Origin of the sequence: Chryseobacterium candidae (assembly GCF_004916905.1) — a bacterium.
GTDB lineage: Bacteria > Bacteroidota > Bacteroidia > Flavobacteriales > Weeksellaceae > Chryseobacterium > Chryseobacterium candidae.
Genome location: NZ_SDLV01000019.1, coordinates 20,463 through 46,228 on the forward strand (window position 1 = coordinate 20,463; position 25,766 = coordinate 46,228).

The window sequence follows — 25,766 nt, forward strand, 5'->3', positions numbered from 1 at the left end:
CCCAGCCAAATTCTCTATCAATACAAAAGCAGATTCCCAATTGGAAACCTGCTTCTTTTGTATCTGAAAAATCTTGGGTTATTTTCCGCCGCCGCCGTTTTTCTCTACGTCGGTTTTTGTATTTTCTTTTACTTTCTGGTTTCCGAAACGTTTTACAAAAGTAAGGGAAACACCGTACCAGTCCCATTTTGAGTACTCTCTGAAAGTTCCATCCGCACTATACGTTGTGTTATCACCATAAGGTATTTTAAAAATATTCATCAGCTGCATACTTAGCTCCATTTGAGTTTTCGGGAATATTTTAGTCACTGAAATATTATGGAAGACATTGGTATTGTTCGCGTATGAATTTCCGTTGTTCTGATTGGCAAGTTCCATCCATGCACTTACATTAATGTTTTTGTTAAAAAGATTCGTATAAGATATATTGGCGGAAGCTCCCCAATAACTGATATAGTCTTTGGCTCCCAGTTTATTTTTCTCATTAAAATCTTTATTATTAATGTAATACCATCCAAATCCGGCATTCACATTCAGTTTATTTTTCAGGAAATTCTGATTGGTATTGGCAAAAAGGTAATATTTTTCAACCTTTCCATCGAAGTTTCCGGGTAATGAAACCGTTCTTCCGTTTTCCGTTACATAAGTTGTCCAGTAATCCTGATTGGTATGCATATATCTTGCAGAAATAAAATACTTCTTCAGAATACCTAATTTAAGGTAAAGCCGGTCATTCGGGTTGGGATTCAGATAAAGATTTCCTCTGGAATACGTTCCGTTAATTTCAGGCATCAGGAAAGGATTAAACTCAGAATACCAGGGTCTCCAGATGCTTCGGTTATAGGTAAGACTCAAGTCAAATTTCTCCGAAAAATTATATTTCAGTAATAGATTGGGAAGAAAAGTGCCGTAAGAATCTCTCCTCTCTGTACCTGCTACCTCCTGTCTTACTTTATAGTCAATATATTCGTATCGGATTCCGATTCTCGTTTCCAGTTTTTCGAAAAATGTCTTACTGTAATTGGCATATAAAGAACTCAGATGATCCTCATAATGGAATCTGTCATTTTGGGATAGATTAGCAAATTCCGGGGTAGGATTATTCATGCTGAATCCATAAAGGCTATTGGAAATTGCATGATTATTTATTTCCGTTTTACCACCCACTTCCATTGTACCGCCAGATTTACCAAAAGGTTGTGTATAATCCACTTTCAGGTAATAATTACGCATCTGATTTGAACTGATAACTCCTAGCTGCTGGGCTGTTTTCACTCCCTGCTTATCAATTAGTTTATCTATGAGGTTATCATTGTTATCACCGGAGTAATTGGTTCCCAAATTAATATCTAAAATTCTGTTCTTTTCTTTATCATAGTATTTATAGAAAGCATTTGTTCCCAGATTACGGCTGAATCCCCAATTGTTCTGGCTTTGGAGGAAAGATTCTCCCGGATCTCCATCTTTTGAAGTCATCCCATCAGATTCCGCTGAAAGTAGATTTCTGTTTTGTGAATACTCCAATACAAGTCCGAAATTATTTTTATCATTAATTTCAAACTCCGAGGTAGAAGAAATAGAAGGACTTTCATTCCTCATTAAGTTTTCCAGGTTGAACCGGGTAAGCTTATTTTTTTCATAACGGTTATCCCAGGTTTGGGTTTTCTGTACATAATTTCCGTTATTGTATCCTCCTGTAAGGGTTTGGGTAAACTTTTTCTTATGGTAGTTCAGGTTGAAATTCGTGTATTGTGAATTCTTGGTACTCTGCCTGTTGTTAAGAGAAATACTGCCTTTCAGGCCCTCGTCATCCCTTTTTTTAAGAACAATATTGATAACGGACCCTGAAGTTTCATATCGGGAAGACGGGCTGGTAATCACTTCAATTTTCATAAGGTTATCAGCTGGAATTGTTTTAAGGTATTCCTTCAATTCTTTCCCTGTAAAAACAGATTTCCTGTCGTTAATGTATACGGTAACCAATTGTCCCTCGGCTTTTACCTCATCATTGTTATCGATGCTTACCAAAGGGGTCATTCTAAGAACATCCCATGTTGTATTTCCTGCCAGAATTGCACTATTCGCTACATTGAATACAGTTCTGTCTACTTTAGATTCTACTGTTGGCTTTCTGGCAACCAGAGTAACAGCTTCTATTTCTTTTGCATTTCCCTTTACAGTATCTTTGGCTGCGGGAGCCGGAGTCTGCTGAGCCATTGCTAATGAGCCTGTTAATATTGCTATAGGAAATAATATTATTTTCATGTGAGATAATAGTTTTATCTATAAGACCACTATCTCCATAATTTCGTTACATCAAAAAATAAAATAAATACTTAATTTCCAGCAATATAACTAAATATATTTTAAACATAAATTAAGAAAAGATACAAATTCCACAAAAAATAAACTTAATCCAAATCATATTCATACCAATTATTCTTAAAAACAGTTTTTATCTTCAATTAAAAAAAACTTTAAAATTTGTCCTAATTAATAAGCAGTTCATGAAAAAGCGTGAATCATCTCTTGATATTCAAAAAATAAGAAAAAGAAAATAATTGGATTTTTTCTTTTTGCTGATTTACTCAACAACAATAATCAGTTCCTTATCATATCCGTTATATTTTTCATCAATATAGCCATGAGGATTACAAATGACTTCTGTTTCTCCGATCTTATATCTGCACGGGGTATGAATATGCCCATGAATCCAGTATAATGGCTGGTATTCTGTAATTAAATCTTCCAGATCAGAAGCGTACGCTGCTGTTAACGGATCTTCTCTGTAATGCTCCGGAACAGATTGTATGTTGGGTGCATGATGAGTAATAACTATATTTTTAAATCCTTTTGAATCTTTAAGATTTTCCTGTAACCATTGTTTTGAAAACTGGTGGATTTTGAAGGTATCCAGTGTTCTCATTTTTGAATAGGAAGGATCCCTCCTGATCATTTTATAATCATTCATCTTCGGCTGACAAAGCATGCCGTACTGAACAGGATTTCCGAAGATCGAAAAATCCGTCCACAGGGTTGCTCCATGAAAACGAATACCGTCAATGTCTATAGATGAATTTTCCAGCACATGAACATTGGAATCAAGCGCAGCTTCTCTGATCTTATGGAGTGTTTTAGGATATGAACCTTTATAATATTCATGATTACCAAGAACGTAAATTACAGGTTTATCAGGAATTGCCTTTTTAATCCATTCAATCCCTTTGGTTCCCAAATTGACATCACCCGCCAGCACAATCATATCCGAATGATCAAAACATAATTCCGTACTTCCAAATTCCCTGTGAAGATCGCTGATAACCTGTATTTTCATGATGAAAAGTAAAAAAACAAAGATAGTAAAGGGAAACAGAATCGCAAAAAGCCAAAAAAAGAACCGATCCCTAAGCACCGGTTCTTTCGTCATATAGTTTGTATATTTTTAAGACCGTTTATTATAAAACAGCAACTTCTGCCGGCTTCACTTTCAGGCTTTTTATTATAAAAAAGAATAACATTCCGAGAGCCAGCAGAGCGTAACTGATCAAAATAATCAGATTCAGGCTTCCCACTGATAGTTCCGAAGGAAAGATCTGACTCATTAAAGTCATGAATGACAATCCAATTCCTGCTCCCAAAAAGTAACTTGTAGAGCTTAAACTTGATGCCAGTCCGTAATGCGCAGGTTCAACATCCTGGATCCCCATTACTGAAAGTGCGGTAAAACAAAATGTCATTCCAACTCCGGAAATACATGCAGCTCCCAATAAAACTATCGTTAGCGGGTGTCCCGCGTAAACAGAAATCAAAAGCAGCAATCCTCCCGCCAGCATAAACGACCATCCTAAAACACCCATTTGAGAAGAGTTCAGACGTTTTGTTACATGTGGCAGAATAAATTTAGCCGTTAAAGCCGATATGATACTGAACGGAACAAGCATTAATCCTGCAGAAGCAGCACTAAATCCCATATCTTTCTGAAGCATCAGTGAAATAAGGAATAAAAATCCGATAAAAAATGCTCCCAAGGTAAAGAATACAGCATTGGAAACTACTAAGGATTGATGTTTAAACAATTTTAAATCTACCAAAGGCTCTGCTACAGATTGTAAACGGTAGTATACCATAACAAGCAGTACCAATGCTAAAACCAAAGAACCCGCTATCAGCAAAGGCTGTTCTTTAATATGAACCAATTCATGCGTACCGTAAGTCAGACTTAAAAGTCCAAATACCATCAATATCCCGGATATGATATCTGTTTTCTGAGCGGCTTCATTTTTATCATCTGCCGGCAGATAATAATACGATAACACCAATGTGATTAAAAGAATGGGAACATTAATCAGAAAGACCCAATGCCAGCTCAGGTATGTACTGATAATTCCTCCTACCGAAAGACCACTTCCCGAACCAATAGCAGCAAATGAACTGAAAATTCCGATGGCCCGGTTTCTCTCCTGTTCTCCTTTGAAGGTATTGGTAACGATAGACAATGCAGAAGGCATTACCAATGCAGCTCCCAATCCCTGTAAAGCACGGAATATCGCCAGTACTTCAAAATTCGGGGACAATCCTGCCCCCAATGAAGTGAGCATAAAAATCAGAGCTCCCCATAAAAACATTTTCTTTCTTCCCATCTGGTCTGAAAGTTTTCCACCGATGATCAGAAATCCTCCAAAGAACAATACATAGAGTGTCTGCAGCCACTGAACAGTCTCAGCTCCAATCTGAAACTGCTGCTGGATAGAAGGAATTGTTAAATTAATAATGGCAATATCCAAAGCCTCTACAAATGTTCCTACCGATGCTAAAATTAATACTAAATTCTTCCTTGTATCCATGTTTTAAATTTCCTGCAAAATTAAAATTAACAGAACGTATTTGGAAATTTTATCATAAATTTGGAACAATATTTAATATATTAAATAATTAAAAGAACAAAAAACCTAAAACACCAGATAAAACCTATAAAAACAGAACAAAATGGCAGCAGAAAATTATATTCCTGATGAAAAAGACCTCTCCATTCTCCGCCTGCTTCAGAAAGATGCGAAGATGAGTGTCCGCGATATTTCAGCAAGAATCAATTTGAGTCCTACGCCTACTCACGAACGTATCAAACGTATGGAAAAGCAAGGAATCATTAAAGAATACACGGCTGTGGTTGACCGCAAAAAGGTCAATAAAGGGATGATGGTGATCTGTATGATTGCTTTAAATGTTCATAATAAAAAAACAGCGGGAAAATTTATTGAGGAAGTTGGTAAACTGAAGGAAGTTGTAGAATTTTACAATATCAGTGGAGATTTTGATTTTATGCTGAAGATCCTGGCTCCCAATATGGATGAATTTCATGAGTTTTTCGTCAACAAATTATCAGAAATCGAGGGAATAGGGCAAACTAAAAGTATTTTTGTGATGAACAGTATCAAAGAAAGCGCGCAGATTATTTAAGCCGCAAAAGCAGCTGCGCCTATTCATACAGCTGCTTTTTATTGTAAACCCAATCTTTTGTATTAATCTCTTATCATCTATTGCCAGTAATTCCAGACTGATCCCTCAAATACCGTCAGTGTTTTAATTACTGTATCACAGCACATCATCCCCGGATAAAGATTTGTACATTGAAATGCGATTTACATTCAACAGAATTATTTTATATATTTTAAATTTAACATGGCGTTTTCAGTAGCTGTTTATTCTTTATTTGCTAACACAGCAAGCACACTTACTATGTACCAACATTTAAAACATGGCAGATTTCAAATCTTCCTTGTTTTAAACTGAATAAGGCAATAGATAATCTGAATAAAAGACCTGAATGAAAATTTACATTAAAAACCGTAAATTTGCAGCATGAATAACGATACGATATGTGCACTGGCTACTGCCAATGGAATAGGTGCTTTAGGCATCATCCGGGTTTCAGGAAATGAAGCTTTATCTGTAGTTCAGAAAAGTTTTCCGGCAAAAAATCTGGAAAAACAAAAATCCCATACCATTCATTACGGTTATTTTATGGATGAGGAAGAAGCTATTGATGAAGTAATGCTTTCCATCTTCCTGGCACCGAAAAGTTTCACCACTGAGAACTCTGTGGAGATTGCTTTTCACGGATCCCCGCATATCGGAAAACGTATTCTTGAAACCCTGATCAAAAACGGAGCGAGAATGGCCAAAGCGGGAGAATTTACCCTTCGTGCCTTTATCAACGGCAGAATTGATCTTTCTCAGGCAGAAGCAATTGCCGATGTCATTGCATCTGAAAATGAAGCTTCGAGAAAGGTAGCGATCAATCAACTGAAGGGAGGAATTACCAATGAAATATCAGTATTAAGAACTGATCTTTTAAATTTCGTTTCTTTAATTGAACTGGAACTTGATTTCGCTGAAGAAGACGTGGAATTTGCAGACAGAAGTGCCCTAAGCGGATTATTGGATAAAATTGAAGTCAAATTAAACTCTCTGATTGAAAGTTTCCAATACGGAAATGCCATTAAAAACGGAACAGCCGTTGCTATCATCGGAAAACCGAATGCCGGAAAATCTACGCTGCTGAATTCGCTTTTGAAGGAAGAAAGGGCGATTGTGAGTAATATTGCGGGAACAACGAGAGATACGATTGAGGAAGTTCTTCATATTAAAGGTAATGCCTTCCGATTAATTGACACTGCCGGACTTCGTGAAACCATGGATGAAATTGAAGCGATCGGGGTAAAAAAAGCTAAAGAAAAGGTAGAAAATGCCAATATTCTTGTGTATCTGGCGGATGCTGCTACTGAGGATTTTTCTGAGGATATTGAGATGATTCAATCCTTGTTACGAGAAGATCTTAAGCTGATTATCTGTGCGACAAAAATTGATGAAGTGATTCCTACCCAATACGAAATGGTAGAAAATATTTTCAGAGAAGCTATTTCTCACGAATTTGATTTCATCAAAATCTCAGCAGTTGAAAATCAAAATATTCAGGATCTTAAAAATGAACTTTCCTCCTATGTAGAGCATTTAAAAACTGAAGAAAATAATGTTGTGATCACCAACCAACGTCACTTTGAAGCCTTAAAAAAGTCTATGGATGCCGTTCACAAAGTAAAAGAAGCAATCTCTTTCCAGATCTCTACAGAATTACTGGCTTATGAGCTTCGAAATGCCCTGGAACATCTTGGCGAAATCTCCGGAGAGGTGACCAATGATGAAGTGCTGGGGAATATTTTTTCCAAGTTTTGTATCGGAAAATAGCCTATCTCTGTAAACCCTTATGAATACTGCGTTTAATCAATATTTTACAAATGCTGCGTTAAATGACATTTTTTTACACTCGGAGAAATTATCAGTAGTGAATACTGCTAAATAATGGCAAATACTGAGTGAAATTATCTAACATAAAAATCTGAAAGTAAACCATAAGCACTAACATCAGGAGTAATCGTATTTGTAGCTATTATGATAAAAACATTCATAGCCAAAACATTCACCACGAACTACTGTTCTCACACCTGTAATCAAAGGGATTACAAGAAAAAGTCAAGGAGGAAAAACTTCATCAATCTAAAGAAGAATTCAGTACAGATTCAAAAATTAATACACTAAAAAAACTACTGCTACTTTTGATATATAAAAGCTGAAAGCTAAATATTACCTAAGCATATCAGAAGTTTGCGTCCTTTTGAATATCAGGGATTCTACGGTAAGGAAATTGATTAAACAGGATAAAATTAAAACGTTCCGGCTTGGGAAGAAACATATTATTCCTAAATCTCACTTGGAAGGATTCATTTAATTCTTTGTAGAATGCTATTTATCTTAAGTCACCACAATTTTAAATCGGAGATTTAATATTTGAAGAAATATTAAAAACAAAGTTCTATCTCACTTAAATGGTGTTTAAATATATTTTATATAAATATTTGAATTCCATTCGAATAATTTATATAACATTGATTTTCCTTCATCTTTTTTCTCAAACGATAAATAATTTTACGGCTTGGAACATTCTGTTTTTTACTCAAAGAAAACTTTTTCACAAAATACCAATACCATTTATTTGTGAAAATAACACCACAAAATCTCTTTATACAATCAATACTACAGATGGTAGTACGGAATCTTTTAGCTACTTCTGATATGATCATTCAGCGATTTCAAAAAACGGGCAGTTATATGGATTTAAATATACTCCCGGTAATCATCAGATCGTAGAATTAAATACGTCAAATTGTAAAGAAATTAAAACCATTAAATCAATTGGAAGCGAGTATTTAAAGAATATGTTCTATTTAAATTACATCGCTGAAATTATTGGGGATTTAAGTGTTTCCTCTGCACATCATTACTTTAAATGTGAAGTTCTGACGGTAGTTCAAATGTAACCAATTTTGGAAAATATGATTTTTTTATTTTTTGATTAATAAACAACCTATAATTAAAATCAAAAATAGAAAAATTTTAATCCATAAGTTAACATATCAGTAAATGGCTCAAAAACTTTTAAGATAATGAAAATATTTCCAACAACTATGAAATATTTAGTTACCTTTATCCGTCTCTTAGTAAGGGCTGCAAGAAACATTAAAAACACAAAATATAAAACCATGAATACTATTCATAAAATTACACTGAAAATTATCATTATAATTTTAGTTAATTTTTCATCAGTAATATTCTCACAAATCACAGCAAATCGTTTTTTTTATGAATTAACATATAAGCCGAGTAAGGATTCCTCGAAAATAAAAAAGGAATTGATGGTACTAGATATTACTCCTGAGAAATCCATATATCGTGATTATTCAATCATATCACAAGATTCAATTATAAAAGTAATAAAGGAGAAGGCAATAAGGTCTGGACAAACAATTGATCCACAGAAAATGAACTTTAAAATGCCTGACTTTACGTATAAAATTGAAAAGAAAATTCCGATAAAAAATATTGAATTTACTGATAGAATATTACAAGATAATTTTATCTATAAAGAAGATATTAAACTTAATTGGGAAATTAAACCGGAAAAGAAAAAGATAGGAGAATATAAGACACAAAAAGCTATTTGCAACTATGGAGGACGAAAATGGGAAGCATGGTTTTCTACTGATTTTCCATTTCAGGATGGGCCATACAAATTCTTTGGATTACCTGGCTTAATTATAAAAATAAATGACTACAATAACGACTACACTTGGGTACTTGTAGGAAATAAAAAGGTAGATAATTATAATGAAAAAACCAGAATTGAGGAATCTACCAAAAATATTATCCCAATTTCAAAGGAAAAATATATCAAAATTTATAAGGATTATAAAAAAGATCCTTTTGGAAGTGTCAGACAAACATTAAAACCAGAACAGCTCCAACATAGGATGCCTAATGGTAAAACATTCGCAGAAAACTTTAAAGAGGAAGAAGAAAAAGTTAAAAGAATACTTAATGAAATTAACAATCCTATAGAGTTAGAATAAAATATTTTTAAGAAAGTTTTTGTAAAAAAACCAGAAGGGAGAGAATTGTCCGAAATAGAAAGAAATTATGTCTAATATTAAAATTTTTCAAAATGAGATCAAAAATCACTAAATCTTTAGTAGCATTTTTATGCGCTGGAGCATTTTGCACGACTGTTTTTGCGAATGCTACCAACACAAAAGTTTCTTTAGAGAAGCTTTCTGTTAAAAGTTATAATGCTTCTTCTGAAGAAAGTATTGACGCAAATGCAGGATGGTATGTTGCATTTGGACATGACTGGGTTCTAGTTGTAAAATAACTAAAAAAAAATAAGGCTGTTAAATTAACAGCCTTATTTGTACTAATACATATGAAAAATACACTAAAATTTCTTCTAATACTTCATATCCTTAGTTTATTGATTATAAACTATAATGCATTAACTGTATTAATAGAGAAAAAAACTAAATTCAATAAAATATCAAATCAAATTGTTCCTTATTTGAAACAAAACAAGATATCAAAAAATACTATTGAAGCAATAGGGATTTATGAAAACTTTTTAGGTGCAGACAGAGGGTTTGAATTTTTCTCTCCCAATACATCTAATGTAGAAAATAAATTGATTTTTATAGGTAATAATAAAGAACAATTGTACTTATTAAACTCCATAGAAGGAAGTTTAAAGTATTATACTTTTAATAGCTACATAAACCCATTGTTAGCCAATACCGGAAGCAGAGATTTTATTCTTAGAAATATATGTGCTCATTTATTCCAAAAACATCAAAAGATAAATGAAATAAGCGTATTTATAGTTACAACAACCGTTTCAGAACTATATAACAGAGAAGTTTCAGAAAAAAATAATAATACTCTAATAGCTAAAATTAAAAAAAATGAATAGTTATTTATTTGAATATAGTTGCAGAAACACAAAACTATATTCGTTACTTATTTCTCTTTTTTGTTTAATCAACTTATTATTAATATTTCCTGATTATATTTATATATATGTGGATAACTCTTATATTCCTGCAAAATATAATGGATTTTATATTCCAAAATATTACTTAAATTTTTCGCACATAACAGAGTTAACTCAAACGATTGGAGTCAGCTCAAAAGCTACTATATTAGTACTACTATCTCTCTATTTTTTTTCCTTAATCTCTATAATTTTAGATTTTTATAAATTTATATTTGCTATAGCAGCATTACTCCTACATACCATGATGATTAATAGCAGCAATATCTTTTCTTATGGTGCTGATTTTTTTGTGAATTTTGCTCTTTTTCTAAATGTCTTTTTTTCATATTCAGGGAAAAACAATATTATTTTAAAATCTTTCATACAGCGACTAACACAAATACATTTATGCATAATTTATTTTTTTGCAGGACTTGGAAAGCTATTTGGTGTTGATTGGATCAATGGGAGTGCCTTTTGGAAAATCTCACATCTTTATTTTGCAGAGCATATCAGTTTTAAAAATTTACCTTCTGTGTTTTATTTATTTTCCAGCTTATTTGTAGTATCACTACAGACATCATATTCTGTATTAATAAATATAAAACAAACAAGAGTTTTTACTTTTTATTGTATCATTATATTACATCTGATGATAGCGATTACAATGCAATTTTACACGTTTGGTACTGTAATGATTTTATTAAATTATATAGCATGGGGTAATTATATAAATATTGATTTTACACTTTTAAAAAAATATAGATTAAATGACAACAAACATTGAGCTTGATAATATATCTTATAGAATAAAAGATACCCAAATATTAAAAAATATTTCTTTTAAACTGTCACATGGACTTCACATATTAGCAGGCAGTAATGGATCTGGAAAGACTACCATTTTAAGGCTCTTGAGTACACTAACGCCTCCTACTTCTGGTATTTATCAATATAATCAGATAAGTGTAAAAAAAAATCGCCAAATAAAAAAGGAAATAGGGTTTATGCCCCAACAACCTAATTTATATTTAGATTTAACAGTTTATCAAAATATCATGTATTTTGGGCTGCTCAAAGGGGCTAAAAAAAAAGATATCGGGGCGAAAATAGATTTATTTTTAGAATCCTTTAGTATACTTCCATTCAAAAATATTAGAGTTCAAAATTTATCCGGAGGAATACAGCAACGGATATCAATCATTATTTCGATTATCAATAATCCAAAACTATTGATATTGGACGAACCTACTAACAACTTAGATGAAATAGAAAGGAATCGTTTATATCAATTGCTAAAAAGTATAAGTGTTAATACAATCGTTATATTTTCAACCCATTTAATAGATGAGGCTATTAAGCATTGTGATAAAGTCATAGTAATGAAGGACGGTAATATTTCACTAAATGAAAGTATAGCGAATATGAAAAATTTAGATATAAAAAATTATTTTTAAATGCTGTTGTCTTTTTTACAATTAACCACAATCTATTTCAGACACTTAATTAATAAAAAAATATTTTTATTATGTGTTATGTTATCAGGCTTATTAGGCTTTTTTCTCATTCCTAATGAAAACTCAAATTATGTTACTTTTTATTGCAATAATTCATCCATTGTTAGTAATAAGTATTGGATTGGTAATCTTTCAGGTGTTTTCTCTAATTTAATTATTTATGTATTACTTTTTTTTATCATAGCAGGAGATAAAGAAAAAGACATTGTTGCTGGTTATTATATAAATGAAGATTTGTCTCCATTACATCCTTTTTTTAAAAACTTATACAAAATTTCAGCAATATATCTAATCTCATTATTGCTGCTTTTGGTATTAAATTTATCATTAATCTTAGCCAATAGTCAAAATGTTAATATTGTATTATTTATTACCCCTATTTTATATTTTTGTATTCCATTTTTGCTATTTGTTTCTGCGCTTTGTTATTTCATAGAATACCTTTTAGAGAATAAGTATATCAAATATTTTATTTATTACTCTTTTTTTATACTGCTTATTATTTATGATGATAAGCTTTTATACATTACAGGCCATTCAGAACTTTTTCTTTTTTATAAGAACCTAAATGTTCCTGTGAAAAACTTTGCAATTGGTTTTATTTCTAAAGAAAAAGTACTAAATCTAATAACAGTAAAACATTTTATAAAACCCAACTTTACATTTTATAAATTATTAATAATATTTTTAACTATCCTTATTACTTATATTTTGTCCTTTATTAAAATTAAAAGGATTTTTACCAATAATAATAGTAATGATGATCTGATTTATTTGAATAATTCTTCAACTGATATTAAAAATGATGATTTTTCAATTGAAAATAGATCTAATGGTAATCAAACAGACTTATCCTTGATTAGTTCTTTAAAAAAAGATTTCTTTTTATTCAGAATTAGCGTTAGTAATAAATCATTATCGTTTTTTTTCCTTTTTTGGATTCTCTCATTTATTGTACAGGAAAATTTTTTCCTTTTTACATTAGTGATATTGTTATTATTAAGTACTAAGGTAAATGATTTCTTCTTAGGTAAACCCTATTTTTATAATACGTTTATTTATGAAAAATTATATAGCTTTCCGTATATATTATATTTTATATCAAAATTTATAATTGTTTTGAGTTTTTATTGTTTATTACTTGTCCCATATTTTTTTCGTATTGGAGAGATACATGTTATTTTATTACTTATATTAAATTTTTCAATTATTTCAATTTTCCAATTAGCAAGTATTCATTTATTAAAAAATACTACTGTAGCAAATATTATATTAATTGTCATGTATGTAAGCTATGTTTCAAAATCTCCATTAATTGATATACTTTATTATAAATTTTAAAAAATCCCTTACAATATTTATGATAGAAATAGATCAAATTACCTATCTATTTTAAAAATGTTATACAGTAATCGGGTGAATGTATGAAGTACTTCATTGTAATCAATTTTCAGATAACATCATAATCATTCATTATTGTTACGAAATAATGTTCAATTATTTCCTTAGCATTTTGGCACATCACTAAAAGGTCTTCTTTATGCGTATCTTCAAAAATAAAATCATCATGAACCTCAATAATAAACTCAGTCACTTTTTCAGTATTCATGAGATCATAAGCGATTAAATCATTTAAGTTATCTAATCTGCATTCTTCCTTAAAAAAGGGAAGCTTTCGGGAAATGGAATTTTTAAACTGAAAAAGATGTATTGTTTTCATAGCTTCTTCTATTGGGTTAATAATATAAATCTGTTTATCGTATAAACTGTATGAATGCTCAAACAGGCTTTTTTATGGATTCAGCGGTTAGAATTTTTTATCGTAATAAACAGGGATAAAAAGTTCTATATATCCAGAATAGTTTTACATATATCCTACCTTTTATAAGTCTTCCACATTTCCAAGACGTCTTTGTTTCAATTGTTTATAAAAACAATTGCAAAGCTTTTCTTTTTTAAGGGGTCAAATTTACCGTTACAAAAAAATATTTCACTATGTCAAAAGAAAAAGACGGAAAAAAGAAATCAGATAAAACTCCACCTGCGAAATCTCCAAAAGAGAAACGGGAAGATAAAATAAATAAAAGAAGATACAGGGAAAACGAAGCCCGAAACAGCCATAACTGAATACGATCTCTGATCAAAAACGACATTAGACTTTGGGACTGAAGCTGTTTGAAATCCCGGCTATGCAGTCCGGCATAATCCCTTAGTTTGAATACAAGGAACTTATGGCACTATCGTAATGAAAAGGTAAATTAAAAATATAGCGATCAGTACAATTCCCTGCATGATATTCGTTCTGCCCGTTGCCAGTGAAACGGTAATGATAAAAAGGGATAGTCCCAAAAGTATTGTTGATTTAATGTCTATTCCTAATGACATTCTTATCCCGGTTATTACAGATATAATGGCAATGGCAGGAATACTCAGTCCGATACTTGCCAAAGCAGAACCAAAAGCCAGGTTGAGTGAGGTTTGGATCTGATCACTTTTTGCCGCTCTGAATGCTGCCAGCCCTTCCGGAAGCAAAACAATTCCGGCAATAATGATACCCACCAGAGATTTTGGAGCTCCTGCTGAAACTACTATATGTTCAACATCTTTTGAAAGAAGTTTTGCCAGTAAAACGACTATTCCAAGAGACAAAACCAACAATAAACAACTAATAAACAATTGCTTGCGGGAAATCTTTTCATGAGTATTCTGTACAGGCTGACTGACGGATCGTTTATTTTGTGGAGAAATGAAAAAGCTTCGGTGTCTGAAGGTCTGGATCATGGTAAAGCCAAGGTAAAGCCCTAAAGAAATCAAAGCAATAAAAAGCAACTGAAAGGAAGTATACTCTCCTCCGAGATGGCTAACCGTATAATTAGGCAGAATAAGCACAAAAATAACAACAGAGGTAAGAGTAATGAGTGCAGTACTTACCCCCTGTAAAGTAAAACTTTGTTCCCTATATCTTAAAGAGCCAATTACAATGCAGCCTCCGATAATTCCGGTAAGGATTATCATCACTGCTGCAAAAACCGTATCCCTGGCAAGAGTAATAGTTTCTAACCCTTTAGCTCCCATCATGATTGAAATAATAAGTCCTACTTCTATCACTGTAATGGCAAATGCCAGAAGCAAAGTTCCGAATGGTTCACCCAGACGATGGGCAATGAGTTCGGAATGATACACCGCAGCCAAAACACTTCCCATTAAAAATAAAGCCAGAAGTACGGAGTAATACCCTGAAGAAAAAACAGAATTTCCAATATAAGAAAGCCATGCCAGAATGGGAACCAAAAACGTCCACATTCCTAAATATTTTTTTGTATCCATATAAAACAGTAATTTTTATTGCGATCAACTGTATTCTTGAAAAAATTAACAGGATATATATTTCCATTAAAACAGTTTTTACAAAGGATTTGAATATGCTCTTAAAGAATATCAAATAATGAAAGAAAAAGAAGTAAATAAAAACAAACTTATAGACCTGTTCAACAGTTCAGAATAGTTATTTAACAAGATACGAATAATCAACCACTTATTTTAGAATTATATATTATTAGTATTTTAAATTTTCTGATTCTTGTCTTTCCTCTTAAAACTCAGATCATATTCCTTCTTTTTTGAACCTCTGTCCCAGACACCTAACAATCCGAAAATTTTATAAAGTGTGATATGTGCAACAATAAAAAAATAATCTGTAATACAATAGATGAAAAAACATCCAACTTTGTAGTGTAGCAATTATGTTACACTAAAATTCAACCTTATGGACACAAACCGCAACAAAGGCGAAAAATTCTTTAAAACTCCCGGAGACTGGATTGAACAGTCAAAACAATTGAAAGAAAAATTTTCAATATTAACGGATCACGACCTGAAACTTGAAGAAGGCAAAGAAAAGGAAATGCTGGAAAGAATCGGAAACAGACTAAGAAAAAATCGTGAAGAGGTTCTCAGTATTATAAAAGAAATTAATCTTTCATAAATTGTCTCAAAAAACAATTAAACACCACGAAAACAGATATTTATAAAAACTTCTAACTGTAAAAAAGGATGGAATATTAGAGAGTTGTATCCCTTTTATGTTCAGTAGCTTCTACTCTTTCAAATTTAAATAAATAGCAAAAAAGGGTAATGTTTTAGTATTGTTTTACAGAGATATTTTTATCAAAAATAAAATCTAATATCAGAGATGTTGGATTTTATTTGTCTTTGAAAATATAACAGATCACTTAACAAATCAACAGCAGCCTGTACTCTCCATCATTTTCAACAGGTGCTCTGTGAACACAAGGTAAAGCCTCCTGATCAGGATGATCTACTGCAATGCGCCAAAGATGGCCAACCCCTAAATTGAAAGGCTCTGCATTGGGTTTAGGCTGATAATGCAGATCAAAGAAATACTCTTTCAGGAAGTCTTCAAATTCTTCTTCAGTACCGTCATGTAATTTTCTGAGCTGTTCCCGGATTTCAGGAATTAAAATTTTCTGTTCCACCTGATCATTGGATATGATATCGCTTGCTGCCCCGTAATAAGTGCATAAAAAAGTATCTGTCCCAACAGGTGAACGGTCCACATGATAGGAGTACACATCTGTTGAAATAAAACCGAGTTCCTCATCGCGCTCATAACATTTAAGCAAATTAAGAACCGGAGATGCTCCGAAATCTGTTAATAACTGCAGGTCATTCAGGATAATTTCTCTCGCCATACTCCCCTCTTCCGACAATTCCAATGCTAAGAGATCTTCGCCGGAAACTTCTGTAATATCATCTTTCAGCTGAAGCTTTGCGGCAATTTCTTTAAAGTCACCCACTAAATTTCTATGCCAGCAGACTGCATTCACAGTGCCTTGAAAATGGGTATTCACAAGTTCAGAAAAGGAAGAAACCATACCTACTTGATGATGGCCGGAAAACGTTTTGCTCATATGTTGGAATAAACAATTTCGCTGCTTAATTCTTTACAAAAATACGGAATAGATTTTTCAATTACATCAGATGAACTCTACAAAAAAACAGCATCCTTTGCAAAGAATGCCGTTTATATATAAGGATATTAATTTTCAGTTTTGTTTTTGTTACTTCTTTAGTATTTTTTCCGTTACTGTAGAAGATTTTGTTTGAAGTTTGATGTAATATACTCCTGTTTGAAGAGAAGATAATACGATCTGTTCCTGCATCATATTCAAAGTTCCCTGTTTTACCAGCTGCCCGGCTGCTCCAAAGATTTCATAAGAAACCAAAGGCTCTTTGCTCCTGATGGTAAGTACATCCTGAACCGGATTAGGGTATAATTGCATTCCGGCCTGAGCAGCAGTTTCTTCTACTGACATCTGGCTGCACGCTGATTTAGCAAATTTTGTAAAAAAAGATTGAGATTTCCCTCCTGCTACATTAACAGCCATTGTATTGACATTATCATTGGCATCTGTAAATAACTGATCATGAAAAAAGCCTCCCACTACATAGTTACCGTCATTATCTGCTGCAACCGCCGTAAATTCATCGATAACATAAAAGTTACTGCGAATCTCTCCTGTTCCCAAAACATCTCCGGTATCTTTGTTAAGTCTCACCAATAAAGGATCTGATCTGTCTCCATCAGGACGTACCATTGCATAGCTGCCCCAGACATCAGACCAGCTTCCTTTGGCGAATGCTATCTCGTTTCCATTAATGGCAATTGTTCCTTTGGTAAAACGATAGCCAAACTGAAGACCAGACATTGCTTCCGGAGTTCTTGCCCACTGTACTGCACCTGAAGCATTCATTTTCATAACAAACGGAACGGCCTCCACATAGCTTCTCAGAGGAAAAGTATAACTTCCGAAAGTAGCAGGCACCGTTATTCCGTTGTAATAACGTCCGGAAATATAAATATCTGAAGTCACCGGGTCTTTTATAATAGAATGAATTTCGTCATCCGTACTTGTTGTACCATTATTAAGTTCTTTTCTCCATACCTCAGCCCCTGTAGTACCGTCAAAAGCAAATACATAAGCAGCTTTCGTAAAAGGAACATTATTATAGGAAAGATCAACCAGATTACTGAATCCGGGATCCATTCTTTTACCGGCAATATAATAACGATTCAAGCTTTCATCGTATACAACATTCACTTTTCCCTCTCTTCCAACAATATTTATTGCATTTCCTGTGATAGGAAGAAGCAAAGGAGCCGCCGGGGTCATATTTCCATTATCATAATTGAACTTAACCGCATAATACTGATAGGTTGACGTAAAGGTGGAAGGTACGGTAATTAATCCGTTTAAATGGGTTCCTGCTCTGAATCCCATTACAGCGTGAATATTTTTGGATGAATCCATATACATCATCTGAACATCGCACATACGGGAGAAATAGTTAACATCTCCCTGTAAAGATTTGCTCCACGCCAGTGTACCATCCGAAGTATTATATTTTAACAGAAAAGCTGCTTTATGGGCAGGCTCTATTGTTTGGTCATAATAAGTATACAAGGGCTGTGTATGAGTATCATCAAAATGTACAGGAACCGCATCAGGATCTCCTACATAAGAATTGTTATAAAGGGTTGCCATCACGTATAATCCTCCGTTGTTATCCACTTTAATATGCCATGCATTTTCTCCGTCTCCTGAACCACCAATGGGTCTGGACCATCTTATATTTCCCGCACAATCAGCAGAGAACAGAAAAAGATCACTCAGCCCGTAATTGGTTACAGAAGTACCATTCAGGTTTTGTCCCTGTTCGCGCATCGTTGCAAGATAATAAGTGTTATTGTTGTTGTCCACTACAATATCCCTTATGGATTCATCAAAGACATAATGAAAGCCCGGATCTGCTGAACCTGTTAATCCTCCTGCCTGTTTTCCCCATTGCCATTGATAAGCCTGACTAAAAGATAATCCCGGTAGTATGAGAAGGAGTGCCCAAAGTTTGTTTTTAAATTGTATCATAAAAATTCTTTTAATTATCACATACTATAAAAAACAGTGTTCTCCGGAGAGAACACTGCTTGATAAGCTCCTAATTTTTAATTAGTTTTCCTTGTAATGAGATATCTCCCGTTTGTACAATAACAATATAAACACCCTGCAGCCAGCTGGTAACTTCCACGTCTACCTCTCCGGAAGCCGTTTTCAGTTCCTTACGGAATTTGACATTGCCCATGGCATCAAAAACCGTAACCTGTTTTGCCAGTAATTTTTCATTGCCCGTATTATACGAGATTTTCACTTTTTCCTTCGCAGGATTTGGGGTCATTTTCAGAGAAGAAACTGAAGTTGCCATCACACTTCTTCCTGCATTTTTCATACCCATCCAGTTAGGATCTACCGCTTTGGTAGTAAACTTACATGTTTCATTGGAGAATAAAATCTCATCAGCACCCTGGAAGCCTGAGTTTGGATAGAATGCCAATGGATTAGCGTTCATATCATACACTCCGCCTGCCGGAATCGTAATAATGGATGGAAGATAAATTCCAAATCCATTAAGACTGGAAACGGTAAGGCTGATCGGCTGGCTTCCGCCATTGTGGATAATACCATACACATTATAGTGATCTCCAACCCATTTCATATCTTTGATACTTGCTTCCAGTTTACATTCTGTTTCGAATCCACATTCTTTACCTGGATAGTAATTCATGGTTCCGGAAGTAAACTGACATCCAAGATGATCAATCTGTAACTGATAGGTTCCTGCAGCACCAATATATAAAGGATAAATATAATCATTGTTTCCACTCTGGATACTGTTTCCGAACAGCTGCCAGTCATGATGATCAAAGACTCCTTTTGGTCCTAAAACATAATTCTTTCTGAGACATTCATCATAACATCCTGTCGGGAATACCCACATCAGACTCTCAAGACTTAATGGCACCTGTGTATTACCTACAACTTTACATCCGCTTGGTGCAGTGTAAATAACCTGATAAGCACCACCTTCGTATACTGTGATAGACTGACCTGTCATTCCGTTGCTCCAGTTATACACTCCTGCAGACGGTCCTGATGCTGTTAACACAACCTGATAAGGCTGGCAGCTTACCATATTATAAGTTACCGAAACTGGTGCCGGAGGGCTATTTACAGTAACTGTAAAGCTTTTACTGCTTGTACATCCTAAAGTACCCGGAGTTCTAACTTCCAGTGTATACACATAAGTACCTGCAGATAATGGTCCTGTACTTAGAGCAATCGGATAAGGAGCAGAAGTCCATGGTACGACTACTGAATTTCCTTTTTTCCATTGATATTCCAATGTATTATCCGTTACAATACCAGTAAGTACTGCTGATGATCCTTCACAGATATTAGCTGTTCCTGCTATATTAACATATGGAGGGTTTTTAAGCGTTACAGGTATGGCTTTAGTACTCATAATACTTGTTCTGCATCCGTCTGATGATACCAGCACCGGCCAGTAGTTACCAGATTGTGTTGGAGTAAATACAGGAGAGTTTGGTGCACCTGGTACAGCCTGAGAACCATTCATCCAGATATATTGGTTAGGAGATCCAAGCGTACTGGTAAATACGATATTAGGAGCACTTCCAATACAAGCTACCAGAGCAGGAGGCGCCATATCACCATCCAGAGTCGCCTCTTTTACATTAACACCAATTACACCAGAACTATATTCACATCCCATAGGAGTTTTAATTTTCAGCTGAATGGTTTTTGTTCCTGCAGTATTATATGTTATTGTAGCATCTGGTCCTGTTGTAACGTAAGAGGTACCATCAAAGATCCAGGTATATGTATTTCCCGGAACATAGTTTATAGGACTGAACGTAACAGGTGAACGTGCACATAGCCAGCCTGGAACCAGGAAGGTGGTATCAGGAACAGGAGCTAATGTAATTGTCTGTGTAGTGGTACACGTTGGTTTCCCTGGTGTAGACATTGTCATTGTAAAGGTATAAGTACCCGGCGCAAGATTATACGTGGCCGATTGTCCTGTTTGAGCAGGCTGTCCCGGCGAAGTAAATGTATAGGTTATAGACGCAGGATTGATTTCAAATATCGTAGAGGTATTGAAAAGCGTTACTGTATATCCGCTTCCGTTACAAACTGTACTGATATTGAATTTAGGCTCATAGTTCTTTCTCACTTCTACCCCTTTACTGTACCAGCATGAACCATATCTCAGACGTACAAAAACAATGTGCGCGCCTGCAAGATTAGTCTGATATACCGGTGAAGCCGTTCCCTGACCGGAAACTAAAGTAAGTACAGTATCTGACAACCATTGGATCTCATCCGGAGTTCCGTTGTATGTTAAACCTGAAACAGTAATCGTGTTACAAGCAGACCATGCCGGAACGAAGTTAATCTGAGGGTTTGCCGTACAACTTCCACTGCTCGGGCAAGACTGAGTCACATTAATGTTCTGTGAAGAAACCACACAACCGTTAATATCTACAGCCTGCACTCTGTACGTTCCAAAAGCACCTGCTCCTGAGATGGTATATGAGTTGGTAGTTGCTCCTGGTATCATACTATTATTTTTATACCATTGCCAAGACAAGATATTTGTAAGTCCTGTAGAACTGTTAGCCGTAATAGTATACGGTGTCATTGTTGCAGGATCACAAACTGCAATATTATATACCGGAGAAACAGTAATAATAGTTTCAGGATATACAATAAAGTTAGCACTTGCCGTAGGCTTATAATTACATCCATTAGTACCTGTATAAGTTACAACAACCGTTTGAGAAACATTGTTTCCTGAATTGTTCTGGATATATCCGTTATTCGGGAAGCTGTAAATTCCGGCAGGATTAAATGCTGTAGTATACGTTCCACCAGGAAATGTGAAAGTCACACTTGTCGCCGAAGTAATGGTTCCCTGATTTACTGTAAAAGTAAGATTTGAACCCAAACAAATTCCACCAACATTGGTAAAGCTTACTACCGGAAGCTTTATTAAAGATACCGGCATCGTGATGATTTTTGTCACTCCGCATTTTACTACTTTCAGAATCAGATCAGTAGTATCTGTTGAAGAAATCTCGTTGAAGTTTACCGTGATATTAGCTGTACCCTGTCCTCCCACTACACTTCCGAAATTGGAACTTGCAAATGACCATTCCATAAAATCCGGAACAATACCATTCAGATTAGCACTGAATGTTTGGGTACTACTCGGGCAGAAAGGTCCTGAATTAGCATTAATACCAATAGTATTAAGGTCCAACTTCGTTACATTAAACGATTTCGGAGCTGAAAGACATGCGGCACTGCTGATAGATTTGTTCTGTGCAGATACTGTATATGATGTAGCACCGGCATTAAATATAACCGTAACAGAAGATCCTGCATTACTTCCCTGAATGGTTCCGTTGGTAACATTCCAAACCGGTACCATACCAGGATCTACTGAACTGATGGTATAAACATAAGGTTTTCCGGGACATACTTTTGTTTCTCCGGAAATGGTTCCGTTAGGTGCCTGTGGAATTGGTAATACCTTAATAATTCTTCCATTACTTTCACAACCTCCTCCTTGCTTGGTAGCCGTCACAGTATACGTTCCCGCTGTTGCAAAGTTGTAGTTGAATATTCCTGTCATTGGTGGAGAAGTATAAGTAGATGTTCCCGTTGTCACCTTCCAGATCACCGGTACATTAGGAACTGCTGTAAATCCCTGGCTAGTTCCTGCACAGATTTCATCCACACCACCACTTACCAATACTGGTACTTCTACTACGATATCTATAGAAGCCTGTCCTTCACATGTCAATAAAGTATTGAAATAATTTGCCGTAAGGTGATAAGTACCTGGCTGATTTGCTTTGAAAACAATTTCATTTCTCTGCTGGGTGTTCGTCAGCTGACCTCCTGCCGGACCTGTCACATTCCACTGAACGCTCGTTGTAGGCCACTGAGGAATTGAATAGGTATACTGTCTGCCAGTACATATCACTTCCTGTCCTTTAATTTTTGCATTTTTTAAAACAACAGGAATTTTAATTGTCGTCCACTCAGGACAAGCACATTCTGACATGTACATTACATATCCGAAGCCGTCAAGCGGATCAACCTGATCCCAAAAAACTTCGATTTCGTTACCGTTATTGTTAACAATTGATCCTCCGATAACTTTCCATTGTCCTTTGTTGCATCCATCCTGTACATTATATTTTTCAGTACTGCCTTCACATACTACGGAAGCACAGTTGATCTGTACAGGATCTGCTTTTAATACCTTGATTTGTTTTTTAATTCTATCCTGGCAGCCACACTTGTTCGTTACCGTCAACTGAATAGTATAGTTTCCTGGATTAGCATACAAATGAGAAGGCTCAAAAGCGGTAGAAGTTGTACCATCTCCAAAGTCCCAGAAATAATTAACAATATCCGACCCGCCGTTCTGTTCAGAAAGGTTATCGAAATAGATTGTCGTATTCTTACATACAGTATCGGCAAGATTTAACATTTCAAATTTAGCAATTGGCCTGTTAATCTTTTCAATACAAATAGTCTGTGTTTCCACTGTTCCGTCATTATAGGTGATGACAGCCTGTAAAGATCCGTTACCTGCTGCTCCCCAGCTTACATTGGCCACGGTGTTCGAGGGTCCTGAAATAGCTGCAGTACCTCCCGAAACCGTCCATTGCACATTGGAAACATTCGGTCCCTGAATCTCATATTTTACCGTTGATTGTTCACAGACACGGAGACATTGGGATGAATTGATATAGGAATAGGCGATTCCGTTGTCAGGGATCTGACCGTCTTTTTCGCCGCGGAATTCCTGGCATCCAACCTGGGCGGTCCATGTAATTCGAGCTTGTGCTTGTAGTACCCAAGGTACCAGAAGCCAACATAGCAGGAGCCATCTGAAGATGTGCTGCCTACCAAAATAGGTGTTGTTTTTCATAGTTATTAAAAAAGTGTTATTAATTTTTTGTCAAATTAATAAAAATAACAATACAAAAATCATTTAATCGTGAAAAAACAACATTATTTCACAATTGAATTCCAACAATATAGATTAATTCATGATTATATGTTATTTCACCAACCTATTAGTTATGGAAAAAAATCCTTGTCTTTGCTCAATTTGAGAGCAACAACCTGATTTCAACAGAATAAAATCATACATTTTAACCTATTAAAAACCAAAATCAACAACAAAAAATCAAATTAAATTATTTTTATACTTAAAATTGACGATTAATATTAAAATTAATCACATTAAAAAAAGATAAAAACAGCAAACTTTTTATCCATTTCTTCTTAAAAATCTCCAGTGTTTTCAACAATGCAATCTTCTCCTATAAGTATCACCCATTCTTATCATAATCTGCAAGAAAAATCATGAGAATTGCCGACAAGATTAAAATAATTTATCTTTGTTTCCTGAGGATTATCATAAACATTATATTTCAACACATCCTATATGAAAAACAACAGCTTTTTACTCTCCGCAAAAGGAATCTGTACTGCAGCTTTTCTTTCCTTAAACACAATCCTTTATGCACAGAAAGCAGCAGATATCTCAACCCTTTCAGAAAAAACATTAAGTACCATTCTGGAAAAAAACAGAACGTATTATACTCAGGGAAAAGTAGCAGATTACATTCCTGAGCTAGGGAAAATGGATGCTAAGGCAATAGCTTTTTCAGTAGTTGATAAAAATGGAAAAGTATTCAATGCCGGTGATGTTAATAAAAAATTCACCATGCAGAGTATTTCCAAAATCATATCATTAATGGTAGCAGTAAACGAAAAAGGAGAAGCTCATATTTTCGACAAAATGGGATATTTCGGATCAGATAAACCCTTCAACCACTTTTCAAACCTTGAGACTACGGGAAAGCCGCTTAATCCAATGATGAATGCCGGAGCAATTCTTACCACTTCACTAATCTCCGGAGATGGCGAAAAACCATTCCTTAAAATACTGGATATGGTAAGATACATTACCAAAAATCCATCCCTAGATTATAACAAATCAGTTTACGAATCTGAAAAATCAACAGGCCACCGAAACCGTGGTATGTTTTACATCATGAAAAACAGCGGACTTATTTCCGGAAACGAAGACCAGCTGGACAATTATTTCAAACAGTGTTCCATTGAACTTACCGCTGAAGACCTCGCAAAAATAGGTTACTTTTTTGCCAACCAGTGCGTTAGATTCGACGGAGATGCCACTTATAAAAACGCAGATACAGCAAAATTAGTAGAATCACAAATGCTGACAGCCGGAATGTATGAGTTCAGCGGTGAATATTCAAGAACAGTGGGCTTGCCAAGCAAATCCGGTGTCGGGGGCGGAATTACGGTAAGTGTTCCGGGAAAAATAGGAATCGGGGTATTCAGCCCTGCTTTAGATCAACATGGAAATTCTCTGGCCGGGTATCATATGATATTAGATCTGGCAAAGCAGTACGGATTAACTATATTTTAATATTTTCAGTAAACCTATTAGTAAGCAGATCGTTTATCAGCTATTCAAATCAATAAAAACGACACAATACATCCGTAAAATGGCTTATTAGTCAAAAAAAACATCAACAATCAACACATACAAAAACAGTAAGCATATCAGATACTTACTGTTTTTTTTATGAATTTCGGAAAGATATTTAAATTATTATTAAAAATATCTATCTGTTTATTTATCAAAAAGATATAAAAAATTCATAAATAATTCAAATTAAATCACAATATATTGATTAATTTTAATTAAATTAGCTTTTTAATTTTATCAGATTCACAAAGGTATTTTTTACATTTTTGAACCTTATCTAGGGTATATTATCTTTTTGTAATATACCTGAAAACAATTCTCTTGTTTTTGAAATATTTTATTTTTTATTC

Annotated in this window: 20 protein-coding genes; 12 read left to right on the plus strand and 8 right to left on the minus strand. The window is 34.4% G+C overall.

The genetic code is table 11. The features are described from left to right. Positions 1-78: 78 nt before the first annotated feature. The 3 genes from EK417_RS10290 to EK417_RS10300 form a co-directional block, all read right to left on the minus strand. Entirely contained in the window at positions 79-2,265 is a 2,187-nt protein-coding gene (locus EK417_RS10290; protein WP_136522111.1) for an outer membrane beta-barrel protein, read from the minus strand. A 319-nt stretch (positions 2,266-2,584) separates the two neighbouring features. After that, positions 2,585-3,334, minus strand: coding sequence for a metallophosphoesterase (locus EK417_RS10295; RefSeq protein ID WP_136522112.1), 750 nt, complete (start codon positions 3,332-3,334; stop codon positions 2,585-2,587). Between the two features lie 121 nt (positions 3,335-3,455). After that, on the minus strand, positions 3,456-4,844 hold the full coding sequence (locus EK417_RS10300) for an MFS transporter (RefSeq protein ID WP_136522113.1): 1,389 nt from the start codon (positions 4,842-4,844) through the stop codon (positions 3,456-3,458). A gap of 142 nt (positions 4,845-4,986) precedes the next feature. Between EK417_RS10300 and EK417_RS10305 the strand changes: the two genes are divergently transcribed. From EK417_RS10305 to EK417_RS10345, 9 genes are all read left to right on the plus strand, one after another. Beyond that, entirely contained in the window at positions 4,987-5,457 is a 471-nt protein-coding gene (locus tag EK417_RS10305) for an Lrp/AsnC family transcriptional regulator (protein WP_076595553.1), read from the plus strand. Positions 5,458-5,859: 402 nt separating this feature from the next. Then, positions 5,860-7,245, plus strand: coding sequence for a tRNA uridine-5-carboxymethylaminomethyl(34) synthesis GTPase MnmE (gene mnmE, locus EK417_RS10310; RefSeq protein WP_136522114.1), 1,386 nt, complete (start codon positions 5,860-5,862; stop codon positions 7,243-7,245). A gap of 406 nt (positions 7,246-7,651) precedes the next feature. Then, complete coding sequence (locus EK417_RS21700) at positions 7,652-7,786, plus strand: helix-turn-helix domain-containing protein (RefSeq protein WP_369073659.1); 135 nt, start codon at positions 7,652-7,654, stop codon at positions 7,784-7,786. Positions 7,787-8,501: 715 nt separating this feature from the next. Continuing rightward, the gene (locus EK417_RS10320; protein WP_228457920.1) at positions 8,502-9,464 is read left to right on the plus strand and encodes a GLPGLI family protein; all 963 of its coding nucleotides are present in this window, start codon (positions 8,502-8,504) and stop codon (positions 9,462-9,464) included. A gap of 92 nt (positions 9,465-9,556) precedes the next feature. Continuing rightward, positions 9,557-9,763 carry a hypothetical protein gene (locus EK417_RS10325; RefSeq protein WP_136522115.1) on the plus strand — a complete coding sequence of 69 codons (207 nt, stop codon included), beginning with the start codon at positions 9,557-9,559 and terminating at the stop codon, positions 9,761-9,763. A gap of 51 nt (positions 9,764-9,814) precedes the next feature. Continuing rightward, positions 9,815-10,351, plus strand: a complete 537-nt coding sequence (locus tag EK417_RS10330; RefSeq protein WP_136522116.1) for a hypothetical protein — start codon at positions 9,815-9,817, stop codon at positions 10,349-10,351. Continuing rightward, positions 10,344-11,201 (plus strand): HTTM domain-containing protein, encoded by an 858-nt coding sequence (locus tag EK417_RS10335; RefSeq protein WP_136522117.1) that lies wholly within the window; start codon positions 10,344-10,346, stop codon positions 11,199-11,201. The genes EK417_RS10330 and EK417_RS10335 overlap by 8 nt, the downstream gene beginning before the upstream one ends. Then, a complete protein-coding gene (locus EK417_RS10340; RefSeq protein ID WP_136522118.1) occupies positions 11,185-11,871 on the plus strand; it encodes an ABC transporter ATP-binding protein in 687 nt (228 codons plus the stop codon). The genes EK417_RS10335 and EK417_RS10340 overlap by 17 nt, the downstream gene beginning before the upstream one ends. 78 nt (positions 11,872-11,949) lie before the next feature. After that, positions 11,950-13,272, plus strand: coding sequence for a hypothetical protein (locus tag EK417_RS10345; RefSeq protein ID WP_136522119.1), 1,323 nt, complete (start codon positions 11,950-11,952; stop codon positions 13,270-13,272). A gap of 109 nt (positions 13,273-13,381) precedes the next feature. Here EK417_RS10345 and EK417_RS10350 read toward each other — a convergent pair whose 3' ends face one another. Continuing rightward, positions 13,382-13,651 (minus strand): heme oxygenase, encoded by a 270-nt coding sequence (locus EK417_RS10350; protein ID WP_136522120.1) that lies wholly within the window; start codon positions 13,649-13,651, stop codon positions 13,382-13,384. A 275-nt stretch (positions 13,652-13,926) separates the two neighbouring features. Between EK417_RS10350 and EK417_RS21545 the strand changes: the two genes are divergently transcribed. Next, the gene (locus EK417_RS21545) at positions 13,927-14,058 is read left to right on the plus strand and encodes a hypothetical protein (protein WP_262709820.1); all 132 of its coding nucleotides are present in this window, start codon (positions 13,927-13,929) and stop codon (positions 14,056-14,058) included. A gap of 102 nt (positions 14,059-14,160) precedes the next feature. Here the strand turns inward: EK417_RS21545 and EK417_RS10355 are convergent, their stop codons facing one another. Further along, on the minus strand, positions 14,161-15,258 hold the full coding sequence (locus tag EK417_RS10355; protein ID WP_110366620.1) for a calcium:cation antiporter: 1,098 nt from the start codon (positions 15,256-15,258) through the stop codon (positions 14,161-14,163). Between the two features lie 439 nt (positions 15,259-15,697). Here EK417_RS10355 and EK417_RS10360 point away from each other — a divergent pair, with 439 nt between their 5' ends. Beyond that, the gene (locus tag EK417_RS10360; protein WP_110366621.1) at positions 15,698-15,916 is read left to right on the plus strand and encodes a hypothetical protein; all 219 of its coding nucleotides are present in this window, start codon (positions 15,698-15,700) and stop codon (positions 15,914-15,916) included. A gap of 247 nt (positions 15,917-16,163) precedes the next feature. Here the strand turns inward: EK417_RS10360 and EK417_RS10365 are convergent, their stop codons facing one another. The 3 genes from EK417_RS10365 to EK417_RS10375 all read right to left on the minus strand — a co-directional run bounded on the left by EK417_RS10365 (position 16,164) and on the right by EK417_RS10375 (position 23,817). Next, positions 16,164-16,862, minus strand: coding sequence for a DUF1826 domain-containing protein (locus EK417_RS10365; RefSeq protein ID WP_136522121.1), 699 nt, complete (start codon positions 16,860-16,862; stop codon positions 16,164-16,166). Between the two features lie 150 nt (positions 16,863-17,012). Then, complete coding sequence (locus tag EK417_RS10370; protein ID WP_136522122.1) at positions 17,013-18,878, minus strand: T9SS type A sorting domain-containing protein; 1,866 nt, start codon at positions 18,876-18,878, stop codon at positions 17,013-17,015. 70 nt (positions 18,879-18,948) lie between these two features. Then, a complete protein-coding gene (locus EK417_RS10375) occupies positions 18,949-23,817 on the minus strand; it encodes a PKD domain-containing protein (RefSeq protein ID WP_136522123.1) in 4,869 nt (1,622 codons plus the stop codon). A 522-nt stretch (positions 23,818-24,339) separates the two neighbouring features. On the opposite strand from EK417_RS10375, the gene glsA reads away from it, so the two are divergent. Continuing rightward, the gene (glsA, locus tag EK417_RS10380) at positions 24,340-25,353 is read left to right on the plus strand and encodes a glutaminase A (RefSeq protein WP_136522124.1); all 1,014 of its coding nucleotides are present in this window, start codon (positions 24,340-24,342) and stop codon (positions 25,351-25,353) included. The last annotated feature ends 413 nt before the right edge of the window (positions 25,354-25,766 follow it).